Here is a 13555-nt window from a genome sequence, read left to right as displayed (position 1 = left end):
AAAACTACAGCCTTCCAAGCTGTTGTCGCGAGTTCGATTCTCGTCACCCGCTTTAAATTTAATACTGGCCCGTTGGTCAAGCGGTTAAGACACCGCCCTTTCACGGCGGTAACACGGGTTCGAGTCCCGTACGGGTCATCCTTAGCACTCTTGCGAGTGCTTTTTTTGTATTTATATCATAAAAGGAGAATGTTCAAATGAAAATTTTATTAACGGGTTTTGATCCATTTGGTGGAGAAAGTATTAATCCTTCTTGGGAAGTTGTTCGTCGTATTCCTAAAAAAATAAAAGATGTAGAAATAAAAGGAATTCAAATTCCTACGGTATTTCAAAAATCATTTAAAGTATTAAAAAAAGAAATTGAAAATTTCAATCCTGATGTTGTTATTTGTGTAGGACAAGCAGGAGGAAGACACGGGATTACTCCTGAACGTATTGCGATAAATATTGACGATGCACGTATTGCAGATAATGAGGAAAATCAACCCATTGATTTTCCAATTCAAAAAGATGGAGAAAGTGCGTATTTTTCAACATTACCAATTAAAGCTATGGTGGATAAGATGATTGCTGCTGGTTTTTCTGCTTCTGTTTCAAATACTGCTGGAACATTTGTATGTAATCATATTATGTATCAAGTACTGTATTATGCTTCAAAAAACTATCCTACGTTAAAAGCTGGATTTATTCATGTACCTTTCTTACCAGAACAAGTAAAAGATAAAAATCAATTTCCTTCTATGGAATTGGAAGAAATGGTTCATGCTCTAACGCTTTGTGTTGAAACGGTTATTGAATATCAAGATAAAGAGGATTTAAGAACAATTGGAGGAGCAATTCATTAATATAAAAAAACAGGATTGATGGGAGAGTCCGTCAATCCTGTTTTGTTTCTAATGGCTATAATAAAAACTATTTCCTGCAAAGGATGGTTCACTAGTAATGGTAATTCCTAAATCACGATAAATTTCTTCATCAGCTTTTTGTAAAATAACCGTACTATGTGCTTGTAAATTTCTTAAAAAGACTAATTGATTTTTTGCGGCTTCTGCAGATGGATTTGTAACAGCAGACATACTTAAAGCAATAAGTACTTCCTTACTATCGAGGGAGCGTCTTTGTTGATGGAACACATCTTGACTTAATTTTGTAATGGATTCAAGAATAACAGGAGGTAATAGATGTAAATCTTTTTGAATACCTGCTAATTCTTTAATCGCATTTAATAAGCAAGCTGCTCCTGCTGTCATCGTTTCGCTTTGTTTACCAGTAATCATTTTACCATTTGGTAATTCAATGGCTACGACTTCGCTATTGGATTCTTTGGATTTACTCAAAGCTTTTTCGACAACTGGACGATCTTGAGGGGTTAATCCCATTTCATCCATAATGTATTTTCCTCGTTGAGCAGTTTCTAAAGTACCAATCCCACGTTTGTAATCGCATTGTAAGTGATAGTATCTGCGAATTATTTCTTGTTTTGAGGCTTCTTGTACGACTGCATCATCTATAATGGCAAATCCAACACGGTTAACTCCCATATCTGTTGGTGAGTAATAAGGAATTTCTTGGTCTTTGTAAATTTTTCTTAAAATTCTTCTTAAAAGTGGGAATGCTTCAATATCACGATTGTAGTTAACAGTCGTAATACCGTATTTTTCCAAATGATATGGATCAATCATATTGACATCCTCTAAATCAGCTGTTGCAGCTTCATAGGCAATATTAATAGGATGATTTAATGGTAAATTCCATACAGGGAATGTTTCAAATTTTGCATAGCCTGCTGAACGACCTCTTTGAGTTTCATGATATAGTTGACTTAAACATGTTGCTAATTTTCCGCTATTAGCACCAGGTGCAGTTACAACGACTAATGGACGAGTAGTTTCAATGTATGCGTTGGCTCCGTATCCAGCATCACTGACTATTGTATCTACATCCATTGGATAGCCTTCTGTGTGGCCGTGAGTATAAACAGTCATTCCTCTACGTTCTAACATATTTTTGAATTGAGTTGCAGCTGGTTGACCAGTGTATCTTGTAATCAGTACGCTATTAATTTTTAAATCCCAGTGGTGCAAATCATCAATCATTCTTAAGACATCACGGTCATAAGTGATACCTAAATCTCCACGCACTTTATTTTGTTCGATATCCCCAGCATAAACACAAATAATAATTTCTGCTTGGTTTCTTAGTCGATAGAGTAGTTTCACTTTTCCATCTGGATCAAATCCAGGTAATACTCTCATTGCGTGAAAATCCCCAATGAGTTTACCACCAAATTCTAAATAGAGTTTGTCATAACTATTCACTCGCTCTAAAATATATTGACTTTGTTCTTCCAGGTATTTTTCGCTATCAAATCCTAATTGCATTTTTAACGCCCCCGTTTCACTATTTTCAAGTCCAAAGTATAGCACTCTCTTATAAAAAAAGGAAGGAAAAATTTTGCTTGTTCATCATTTATTTTGTGATATACTAAAATTGTTATATTAAGGAGGATGTAAAATGAAAAAAATTAGAGGTTTAGTGGTATTAAGTACCGCTGCAACATTGTTTGCTCTTAGTTTAGAACAAAAAGCAGAAGCTCGTGTGTATTTCCATAACTGTAAGGAAGCTTGGGCTGCTGGATATGGAAATATAGCGGTTGGTGAAGAAGGATATTCTAAACATTTAGATAGAGATCATGATGGTGTAGCATGTGAAATTAGTCGTTCTAAAGGTGCATATCGTTCTCATACAGCGGATGGAACACCATTAAATAAACAACAAGCAGCTTCTTCGTCTGAGGCTGATACAAATGATTCTGAAGAAACAACATTATCAGGATGGCAACAAAATAGTGGAAATTGGTCTTATTATGAAGATAATAGTGCAGTAACTGACTGGAAAAAAATTAACGGTACATGGTATTATTTTGACGGCAATGGTGTCATGACTACTAATTGGCAAAAAGTGAGCGGAGCTTGGTACTATATGGATAATAGCGGAGCAATGCAAACAGATTGGAAGAAAATTAATAACGCATGGTACTACTTCAATGCAGATGGTGTGATGCAAGAAAACCGTTGGGTGGGAGATTATTATTTAGGTTCATCTGGTGCAATGTTAGTGAATACTACAACACCAGATGGTTATCGTGTAGATGCATCTGGAAAATGGATTCAAGATAAATAATAGACAATAGACTTTCTAAGGTAGTAAGGATGAGAGATTCATGAACATACTACAGTAGAAAGTCTTTTTAATGTTCTAATTTTGCATTTCTACAAAGGAGGTGCTACACTACTCAAAAGAGTACAAGTATCAGAAAGGAGCTTTTTATGGGAAATTTAATTACTTATGTACAGCAATACGAAGCTCAAATATTTCAAGAAAAATTAGTAACGGATATTGATATTTTAGTTTTAACAGAAATTGCCTATTTACCATTTGATGAAATTGTATCTTCATCTTTTGAGGAAAAAGCTGCAATTTCTCTGAACCAGTTAGGAAAAGAATTTGAAACAATCAAAGAAAAAGAACACAAAAATAATCCTTTTATGATTACGAAAGAAAGAATTCAATTACTAGATGTTGTGTCTAAAAGTCCCCGTTTCAAAGATGTGAAAGTATTCGGATTTATGAATGATATTGATGATGAATTAACAAAACAATTTGCTGCAGTTTGTTATCAATGGGAAGAAGAAAGTCGATGGATTATTTTTAGAGGAACGGATGAGAGTTTAACAGGTTGGAAAGAAGACTTTATGATGACTTATTCTGACTTGATTCCTGCACAAATAGATGCGATAGAGTATTTAAGAAAACAAGCAGAGTTTTTCTCAGGAAGTTTAAATATATCTGGACATTCTAAAGGTGGAAATCTTTCCTTATATGCAAGTGCCATGCAAGAAGAAGATATTCAACATCGAATACAGCAAATTTATTGTTGGGATGCTCCAGGGGTTCATCGTTCGATATTAAATACAGAAGGATATCAAAGAGTTGTTTCAAAAGCAAAAAGATACATTCCTCAAGATTCGATAGTAGGTTTAATGTTAGAATCACAAGTTCCGTATCATATTATTGAAAGTCAGGGAAGTGGGATTTCTCAGCATAGTGCTTTAATGTGGAATATTGAAGATGATCATTTTGTTGAATTAACTGAATTAACGAGAAATAGCCAATTAACGGATCAAACTTTTAAACAATGGACAGAAGTAGTTTCAGATGAAGATTTAAAACTCTTTTTTGATACATTTTTTGAATTAATTTTTGAAATGGGTGTAGAGACGGTTAATGATGTCTATTATAATTTTAGAATGTATATGCGACAGTTCTTCGAAAAAACCTATCAAATGGATACTGAAAAACGAGAAATCTTACTAAGAGTTGGTCGATTATTATTCCAAATTCGATATGAAATATGGAAAGATACGTTGTCCATTTCAGTAGAACTTCCAACTTTAACATTGCCGAGTGTAGAAGAATTAGTCGAAAGCTGGACAGGAGAACATCGAATCTCTGTTGCTTATCAGTCTACAGAAGAAAACGAAGAAATTCGACACTATTATCAAGAACGACAAAAACAAAAGAAATTAGAAATGAAACAAGCCAAGCATCCAGAGTAGATGCTTGGCTTATTTGTATATTGTTATTGTTCAATTTTTAAACTTAAGGCTACACCCATTCCGCCACCAACACATAGAGAGGCAATTCCGGTTTGTAATTGACGTTGTTGTAAAGCATTTATTAATGTCACCACAATACGAGCACCTGAAGCCCCAATTGGATGTCCTAATGCGATAGCACCGCCGTGAACATTGACTTTTTCAGGATTAATGTTTAAGTCTTTGATGACTGCTAAACTTTGAGCAGCAAAGGCTTCGTTTAATTCAAATAAATCAACTTTATCTAATGGGATATGAGTTCTTTGAATTAATTTTTCAATGGCAGGAACTGGTCCTATTCCCATAATAGAAGGGTCAACTCCTGCTTCAGCATATCCTGTTAAAGTAGCTAAGATGGGTAAGTTTAACGTATTAGCCACTTCTCTTGTTGTTAAAATTAAAGCAGCAGCTCCATCGTTAATTCCTGAAGAATTTCCTGCCGTTACGACTCCATCTGTTTTAAAGGCAGGTCTTAATGAACTTAGAGATTCTACAGTTGTTTCTGGACGAATAAATTCATCCTTATCAATCGCTACGACTTGTTTTGTTTTTTTATTCGTGATTTCAATTGGTGTAATTTCTTTATCAAAAGCACCATTTTGTTGTGCTTGGTAAGCTTTTTGTTGAGATTGAGCTGCAAATTCATCTAACTGTTGACGAGTAAATCCGTATTTTTCAACTAGATTTTCAGCAGTAATTCCCATTGCTTCGTTAGAAAAGGCATCTGTTAAGCCATCGTGGAATAAAGCATCAATCATGGTGCAATTTCCATTTTTAGTAGCAAATCGATTTGGAAATAGATGTGGTGCTAAAGACATATTTTCCATTCCGCCGGCTAATACGATTTTTGCATCTCCTAGACGAATAGCTTGAGCTGCTAATAAAATGGATTTTAATCCAGAACCACAAACTTCGTTTACGGTTAAAGCTGTACTAGTATGTAATAATCCTGAATTGAGTGCCACTTGACGGGCAGGGTTTTGACCGAGTCCTGCTTGTAATACTTGCCCGAAAATGACTGTATCGATTAAAGTTGGATCTATATTTCCTTTTTGAATGGCTGATTTTGCAGCTGCTGTACCTAATTTAACAGCACTGATAGAAGCGAATTGTCCTCCAAATTTTCCAATAGCTGTTCTAGTAGCGCTAATAATAACAATATCGTTTGAATTCATATCATTCTCCTTAAAATTTCATTTACTTTACTATTGTAATCGAAATTTGCACAGAAACCTATTAAAATACAACATAAAAAAGTTAAAGTTTTTTTAAAATTATTGCTTTTAACGGGGATAATCGTTGTAGCTTTCGCCATTTTTTGCTACTATGGTACGTGCAGACTATTAGGATAGATACTTATTACATTAAGGGAGTTAGAAATGAATATCGGAATTGATAAAATTGGATTTTACACACCACCATTTGCCTTATCCATGGAGGATTTAGCAGTAGAACGTGGAGTAGAGCCAGCAAAATATACAGTAGGAATTGGACAAAGCACTATGGCAGTAGCTCCTGTGACTCAAGATATTGTCACAATGGGCGCAAATGCAGCAATTGAAATTTTAGATGAAGCAGATAAAGAAGCCATTGATATGATTCTTGTAGGAACAGAAACAGGAATTGACCAATCAAAATCTGCAGCAGTCTATATTCAAAAATTATTAGGATTATCGAATCGAGTTCGTAGTGTGGAATTAAAACATGCGTGCTATGGAGCAACGGCAGCATTGCAATTAGCAAAAGGGCATATCGCTTTGAATCCAGAATCAAAAGTATTAGTTATTGCAAGTGATATTGCAAAATACGGCTTGAAAAGTGGTGGGGAACCAACACAAGGAGCAGGGGCAGTGGCAATGATTGTTTCAGCTGAACCTCGTTTACTTCGTTTAGAAGATGAAGCTAGCTTATTTACAGATGATGTAATGGATTTTTGGCGTCCAAATTATGAAGCCTATCCAATGGTAGATGGGAAATTCTCGAATGAACAATACATGCGTTTCTTTGCAGAAGTTTGGACAGATTATGCAACACAAACTGGAGCTACTTTTGCAGATTTAGAAGCAATTTGCTTCCACTTACCTTATACGAAAATGGGATTAAAAGCATTTAAACCATTTTTAGAAGCATTATCAGAAGAAGAACAAGAACGATTAACGACTCGTTATCAAGAAAGTACAGCTTATAATCGTCATGTTGGAAATATTTATACAGGGTCATTATTTTTAAGTTTTATTTCTTTAATTGAAACAAGTTCTGTATTAGTTGCAGGAGACCGTATTGGATTCTTTAGTTATGGATCAGGAGCGGTTGGAGAATTCTTCGTTGGAGAATTAGTAGAAGGATTTGAAAAACAATTGAGAGTAGAAGCTCACCGACAATTATTAGAGAATCGTAAACAAGTAACTGTTGCAGAATACGAAGCATTATTTAGTCAAACGGTAGATGAAAGTGGCGAACAAATTTTCCAAGTGGAAGATAAAAGTCTATTTATTTTGTCAGGAGTTCACCAACATCAAAGACAATATCAAAAACAATAAATTGTACGTGAAAAGACTTGGTTTCTATCCAGTCTTTTCTTTTTTTACAGTCTAGATTATGGTAGACTAAGATTATATGAAAAATGTAATAAGAGGTTTTGCATGAAAGATAAGGAGGTTGAAGTATGGCAAAAATTTTAATCATTAATACGGGTGGAACTATCGCAATGAGCGAAGACCATTCTACTGGGAAAGTATCTCCTAATGGAGAAAATCCTTTATTATCGAGTGCGCATTTATTTCATTTAATCGGAGATATTCATACAGAAGATTTATTTAATTTGCCTTCTCCTCATATGCAAGAATCTCATATGATGCAATTAAGACAAAGAATTTTGAAAGCTGTAGATGAGGGATATACAGGAGTTGTAGTCACTCATGGAACAGATACCTTAGAAGAAACAGCGTATTTTCTAGAATTAACAACGAATGTATCCATCCCAATTGTGGTGACTGGTGCAATGAGATCAAGTAATGAAATTGGGTCAGACGGTCTAGCGAATTTACGGAGTTCCTTAATTGTCGCAGCTTCTCCAGAATCGAAGGATAAAGGAGTTGTAGTTGTTATGAATGATGAAGTTCATACAGCTACTTATGTGACAAAAACTCATACTACCAATGTCGCTACTTTCCAAACGCCAACTTTTGGACCTCTTGGATTAGTTTCGAAAAGTGAAGTTATTTATTTCCAACGTTTATTAAAACAAGAATACTATCCCATTGAAGAAGTTCAAACGGGAGTATACTTATTAAAAGCTTATGCGGGAATGGATGGGCTATTACTCGATGCGCTTTGCGAGCATCATGCAAAAGGTGTAGTAATTGAAGCGCTCGGAGCAGGAAATTTACCACCAGCAACATTACCAGCCTTACAAAGATGTATAGAAGCAGGAATCCCCATTGTATTAGTCTCAAGAGCCTTTAATGGTGTCACGTATGATGTGTATGACTATTTAGGTGGAGGGAAGCAATTAAGACAGTCTGGTGTCATTTTTACAACAGGATTAAGTGGACAAAAAGCTCGTCTGAAACTAAGTGTTTTATTAAGTTCAGGGAAAACATTAGAAGAAATTGAAAAAGCATTTGCATGCTAGAAAGAAGGATTAAAAATGGCAACAAAAATCGGAAGACGTGTTCGTGAATATGAAGGGAAACCAATTATTTATGGATATCCATATGAAGATTTAGTCGCATGGTTTGAAGAAAATGGAGAGAAAAAATTCAGAGCAGGACAATTATGGGACTGGTTATATCGTAAACGTGTCACAAGTTTTGAAGAAATGACAAACTTATCAAAAGATTTAATCGCAAAATTAAATGAAACTTTTACATTCCCAGTATTAAATGAAAAAATTAAACAACAATCAACAGATGGTACTCGTAAGTTCTTATTTGAATTAGCAGATGGATTATTAATTGAAACAGTATTAATGCCACAAGAGTATGGTTTATCGATTTGTGTCACAACACAAGTAGGTTGTAATATTGGTTGTACTTTCTGTGCCAGCGGTATTATTGCAAAACAACGTGACTTAGTCGCTGGAGAAATTGTAGCGCAAGTCATGCATGTTCAGCGTACATTAGATGAAGTAGCTCCTGGAGATCGTGTGAGCCACATCGTAGTAATGGGAATTGGGGAACCATTTGACAACTATGATAATGTGATTAAGTTCTTAAAAGTAGTCAATTCAGATGCAGGTTTAGCGATTGGTGCACGTCATATTACAGTATCTACAAGTGGACTTGCTCCTAAAATTTTAGATTTTGCTAAAGAAGGGTTACAAGTTAACTTAGCGTTATCTCTACATGCTCCAGATAATGATACTCGTTCTAAAATTATGCGTATTAACCGTAAATACCCTATTGAAGTGGTGATGGAAGCCATTAATAAATATATTCGCACAACAAATCGTCGTGTGACGTTTGAATATATTATGTTGGATCATGTCAATGATTCTGTTGAACAAGCGCAACAATTGGCAGATTTATTAGCAGACAAGAAACGTTTATCGTATGTAAACTTGATTCCGTATAATAAAGTTCGTGAGCATGATCAGTATGAACGTAGTAGTAAGGATCGTGTAGTGGCTTTCTATGATGTATTGAAGAAAAATCATATTAACTGTGTGGTTCGTAAAGAATTCGGTCATGATATTGAAGCGGCGTGTGGTCAATTACGTTCAAGCCAAATGAAACGTGACCGTGATAGAAAACGTAAGACGGAAGAAGAAAAATTATTTGAATAGACTTCCCTGGTTATAGTAGCAAAGGACGTAAGCAGCCTCGCAAATGCGAGTCTCATTGCTAAACTTCGAGCCTGAGTCTCGAAGTTTCCTGTAATATCAGCCAAGTATGGCTGATATTACTACTGCTACTATGGGAAGTCTTTCATTTTATATGATGCAAAAAATCAGTAAAATAAATTCATTCACCCTCCTCTTTTAAGTAGAGATGAGGGCGCTTTTTTTGTTTTTTAAGTACAAAAACAACGTTTTTAACAAGTAAATCGCTTTCAAAGTTGTAATATTTCAATTTTATACGAACAAAAGTTAAAGAGAATTATAAGGTAATGTTACAAAAAGATGACAAATATAACAAAAAACATATGTTCGTATCGTTTTTCTGTAATCTAACTTTCATAAAAAGTCAATTTATTTAAAGAGCCTTAACAAATCGCGTGAAATCAACATTTTGCGTTTTTTTCATGTTACAGTAGTTACATCAAATAAAACCGCATTTGGAAATTTTTAGCGGTAGATTCTCGAAACGAAATTTTTAGTAGAGAGTCGGAAAGGATTTTTATGAAATTTACATTAAAGAAGACGGTATTGGCAACAATCGCAGTAGCTTTTCTAGGAATTTCAGGAATGACAACTTCAACAGCTAAGGCTGATGAATGGGTAGCACGTACTACACAGGAAGTAAAAGATGAAATTATTCATAATGAAGAAGGAGTACTAGAATATACAGTTAAGTATGGAGATACATTATCTGTTATTGCTGAAGCAATGGATGTATCATTAGATGCTTTAATTCGTTTAAACGACATTCAAAACGCTAATTTGATTTATGCAGGAACAATGATTAAGTTTTCTGAAGATAAACAAGAAGTAGTCGTGAAAACGGAAGAAGAAGAGCATACTTATAAAGTAGCCGAGAATAAAGAAGTTGTAGAAGTGAAAGCAGTAGAGCCAACTCCGCAAACAGTCACTTCACAAGAAGTACAAACGACTGCCGCTTCTTCAACAGAAGGGTACACATTAACGGTTGAAGCAACAGCATATTCATACGCAGAGCCAGGATTATCAAATTACACAGCAGATGGGACAAACTTAGTGAATGACCCAATGGTCATTGCAGTAGATCCTCGAGTAATTCCTTTAGGAACAATGGTCGAAATTCCAGGATATGGAGTATTCCGTGCAGCTGATACTGGTGGAGCAATTGTTGGAAATAAAATTGATGTTCACTTTACAACAGTAGCAGAAACATATAATTTTGGACGTCGTACAATTACGATTCGTATTTTAAAATAAGCATTTTAAAAGATTGGATGTAAATCCAGTCTTTTTTTCTTTCGATATTATTCATAAACTAGTTGGATTATATGAAGATTTTTAGAAAAAAATATTGTCTTTTTTTCAAATGCTAGGCAATAAGTTGAAAATATGGTATATTGTGAGAAATGCAATATTTAGTAGTATGACAGGAGTGGAAAGAATGAAAAAAACTATGATGGGGATGTTAGCTGTAGCATCAACTTTAGCGTTAGCAGCGTGTTCGAATAATCAATCAGCTGTAGCGACTTCAAAAGCAGGTAATGTTACCCAGGAGGAATTTTATAAAGCTTTAAAAGCAACATCTGGAGAACAAACATTACAACGTTTAGTGTTGCAAAAAGTTTTAGAAAATAATGCGACTGATAAAAAAGCTTTAGAAGAGGAAGCTAAAAAAGAAGTTGCTAACCAAGTGACACAATATGGTGGAGAAGATGCTTTAAAAGCTGTCTTAGCACGTAATGGCTTCACTTCAGTAGATGGATATCGTGATACAGTATACTTAAATAAATTAATTACTGCTGCAGTTAAAAAAGCTAATAAATTTAGCGATGAAGAAATTCAAAAATATTATGATTCTTGGGAACCAAAAGCAACAGCGCAACATATTTTAATAGGAGTTGCTCAAAATGCTTCTGATGATGAAAAAGCAGAAGCGAAGAAAAAAGCTGAAGATATCATTAAACAATTAAAAGATGGTGCTGATTTTGATACATTAGCAAAAGAAAATTCAACAGATAAAAGTACGGCAGAAAATGGTGGGAAAGTTGGACCATTCAAACGAACTGACATGGTAAAAGAATTTGCAGATGCAGCTTACGGTCTAAAAGTAGGATCAATCACAGAAGAACCAGTATTAACACAATATGGATACCATGTGATTAAATTAGTAGACAAACCTGAAAAAGGCTCATTAAATGATGTACGTTCTACATTAGAAGATGAATTATTAGCAGAAAAATTAAAAGATACAGCTACAATTCATTCAGTAGTTTCTTCATTAGTGAAAGAAGCAGATGTAAAAATTACAGATGATACATTGAAAAATGCTTTAAAAGATTTTTCAGATAATACACCGACTGTAACAGAACAATCTCAAACTACACAAGGAAAATAATGAATTTGATAGGAGTAGGGAAAAATCAAAAGAAGTATTTGATTTTTCCTACTCTTTTTTATACAATTCATCTTGACAATAACTGGAAAAATTGTAAAATTGAAAATAATTTAATAATTGTTTTCACGTTATCATTTTTTTGAAAAGTTATGAAACTAAGCAAGTGGAAAGGAAGGATACCATGAGACATTCATGGAAATTAGTAGTCAGTGTATTAGCCATTGGATTTATGGGCTGTGCTGGGCGTACAGAAACTTTTAACCAAGCTGATATGGTCAATGTTTCGAAAAATGGTGAATCAGCTGTGACATCTAAAGTTGAAGAAACAACGACAACGGTTTCCACAACTAAAGAAGGAAGCACTACTACCGAACTCAATGCATTAGCAAAAGAAGCGATTAAAGAGATTGAAACGAAGAAACAAGTCTTACTGGATAATCATTATACGATATTAGTCCAAGCTCAGACGAAAGATTCGATTGATATTCATATTCGTCATCAAGAACAAAGTGGATCAAGTAGTTTGGGATATTTCCGATATACACAATCAACGAAAGTTTTAGAAGAGATGGATCAAGTAACCGGAGATTATAAGCCAGTAAAATAATTTATAGGGAAGTGTTGTTATGACAAAAACAGTAGATTTAGATTGGAAAAATTTAGGATTTAGTTATATTAAAACAGACTATCGTTATATTAGTTATTATAAAGATGGTCAGTGGGATAACGGCGCTTTAGTAGAAGATAATGTACTTCATATTAGTGAAGCGTCAACAGCAATCCATTATGGGCAACAAGCTTTTGAAGGGTTAAAAGCTTATCGTTGTAAAGATGGTAGCATCAACTTGTTCCGTCCTGATCAAAATGCGGCACGTTTTGCACGTTCTTGTACTCGTTTATTAATGCCAGAATTTCCTCAAGAACGTTTTGTTGAAGCGATTAAGGAAGTTGTTCGTGCAAATGCACATTGGATTCCACCGTATGGTACAGGAGGAAGTTTATATATTCGTCCATTAATGATTGGGGTAGGCGATACTATTGGAGTAAGCCCAGCGCCAGAATATATTTTTACTGTCTTCGTAATGCCAGTAGGAGCTTATTTCAAGGGTGGCTTAACACCAACTAGCTTCGTAGTGAGTGAATATGACCGTGCTGCTCCTGTAGGGACAGGTGCTGCTAAAGTTGGAGGAAACTATGCTGCTAGCTTATTACCTGGTAAAGAAGCTAAAAAACGTCAATTTAGTGACTGTATTTATTTGGATCCATTGACTCATACTAAAATTGAAGAAGTAGGAGCTGCGAATTTCTTTGGAATTACTAAAGATAATCAATTCATCACTCCATACTCTCCATCAATTTTACCAAGTATTACAAAATACTCATTATTATGGTTAGCAGAACATCGTTTAGGAATGGTTGTGAAAGAAGCTGATGTATTCATTGATAAATTAGATGAATTTACAGAAGCTGGAGCATGTGGTACAGCAGCGGTTATTTCGCCAATTGCTGGAATCCAAAATGGAGATGATTTCCATGTATTCTATTCAGAAACAGAAGTAGGACCAGTTACTCGTCGTTTATATGACGAATTAGTAGGAATTCAATATGGAGATGTTGAAGCTCCAGAAGGTTGGATTCAAAAAGTATAATAAAATGTAACGAAATAAAAATCCTGTCAGTAAT

General features: G+C 34.8%; 12 protein-coding genes and 1 tRNA gene. 11 read left to right on the top strand and 2 right to left on the bottom strand.

What is annotated here, in order from left to right; translation table 11 throughout:
* Nucleotides 1–66 precede the first annotated feature (66 nt).
* Together RYL55_RS04665 and pcp are read left to right on the top strand one after the other, a co-directional pair.
* Nucleotides 67–138, top strand: a tRNA-Glu gene (locus RYL55_RS04665).
* 59 nt (nt 139–197) lie between these two features.
* Nucleotides 198–845 (top strand): pyroglutamyl-peptidase I, encoded by a 648-nt coding sequence (gene pcp, locus RYL55_RS04660; protein ID WP_315007720.1) that lies wholly within the window; start codon nt 198–200, stop codon nt 843–845.
* A gap of 48 nt (nt 846–893) precedes the next feature.
* Here pcp and RYL55_RS04655 read toward each other — a convergent pair whose 3' ends face one another.
* Nucleotides 894–2381, bottom strand: a complete 1488-nt coding sequence (locus RYL55_RS04655) for a DUF1846 domain-containing protein (RefSeq protein ID WP_315007718.1) — start codon at nt 2379–2381, stop codon at nt 894–896.
* Between the two features lie 133 nt (nt 2382–2514).
* On the opposite strand from RYL55_RS04655, the gene RYL55_RS04650 reads away from it, so the two are divergent.
* On the top strand, nt 2515–3183 hold the full coding sequence (locus RYL55_RS04650) for an excalibur calcium-binding domain-containing protein (RefSeq protein WP_315007716.1): 669 nt from the start codon (nt 2515–2517) through the stop codon (nt 3181–3183).
* Nucleotides 3184–3329: 146 nt separating this feature from the next.
* Nucleotides 3330–4619 carry an Mbeg1-like protein gene (locus tag RYL55_RS04645; protein WP_315007714.1) on the top strand — a complete coding sequence of 430 codons (1290 nt, stop codon included), beginning with the start codon at nt 3330–3332 and terminating at the stop codon, nt 4617–4619.
* 23 nt (nt 4620–4642) lie between these two features.
* On the opposite strand, the gene RYL55_RS04640 is transcribed toward RYL55_RS04645, so the two are convergent.
* Nucleotides 4643–5833, bottom strand: a complete 1191-nt coding sequence (locus tag RYL55_RS04640) for an acetyl-CoA C-acetyltransferase (RefSeq protein ID WP_315007712.1) — start codon at nt 5831–5833, stop codon at nt 4643–4645.
* Nucleotides 5834–6037: 204 nt separating this feature from the next.
* On the opposite strand from RYL55_RS04640, the gene RYL55_RS04635 reads away from it, so the two are divergent.
* From RYL55_RS04635 to RYL55_RS04605, 7 genes are all read left to right on the top strand, one after another.
* Nucleotides 6038–7198 carry a hydroxymethylglutaryl-CoA synthase gene (locus RYL55_RS04635; RefSeq protein WP_315007710.1) on the top strand — a complete coding sequence of 387 codons (1161 nt, stop codon included), beginning with the start codon at nt 6038–6040 and terminating at the stop codon, nt 7196–7198.
* A 125-nt stretch (nt 7199–7323) separates the two neighbouring features.
* Complete coding sequence (locus RYL55_RS04630; protein WP_315007708.1) at nt 7324–8292, top strand: asparaginase; 969 nt, start codon at nt 7324–7326, stop codon at nt 8290–8292.
* Nucleotides 8293–8307: 15 nt separating this feature from the next.
* Nucleotides 8308–9444 carry a 23S rRNA (adenine(2503)-C(2))-methyltransferase RlmN gene (rlmN, locus tag RYL55_RS04625; protein ID WP_315007706.1) on the top strand — a complete coding sequence of 379 codons (1137 nt, stop codon included), beginning with the start codon at nt 8308–8310 and terminating at the stop codon, nt 9442–9444.
* Between the two features lie 555 nt (nt 9445–9999).
* Nucleotides 10000–10734, top strand: coding sequence for a 3D domain-containing protein (locus tag RYL55_RS04620; protein ID WP_315007704.1), 735 nt, complete (start codon nt 10000–10002; stop codon nt 10732–10734).
* Between the two features lie 184 nt (nt 10735–10918).
* Nucleotides 10919–11872: a peptidylprolyl isomerase gene (locus RYL55_RS04615; RefSeq protein WP_315007702.1), complete on the top strand. Its 954-nt coding sequence runs from the start codon at nt 10919–10921 to the stop codon at nt 11870–11872.
* Nucleotides 11873–12053: 181 nt separating this feature from the next.
* The gene (locus RYL55_RS04610) at nt 12054–12479 is read left to right on the top strand and encodes a hypothetical protein (protein ID WP_315007700.1); all 426 of its coding nucleotides are present in this window, start codon (nt 12054–12056) and stop codon (nt 12477–12479) included.
* 19 nt (nt 12480–12498) lie between these two features.
* A complete protein-coding gene (locus RYL55_RS04605; protein ID WP_315007699.1) occupies nt 12499–13521 on the top strand; it encodes a branched-chain amino acid aminotransferase in 1023 nt (340 codons plus the stop codon).
* The last annotated feature ends 34 nt before the right edge of the window (nt 13522–13555 follow it).

The organism is uncultured Granulicatella sp. (assembly GCF_963515615.1).
In the GTDB taxonomy this organism is placed as follows: domain Bacteria; phylum Bacillota; class Bacilli; order Lactobacillales; family Aerococcaceae; genus Granulicatella.
Note: the sequence above shows the minus strand (reverse complement) of the source record. Positions and strands in the feature narration are given on the sequence as shown.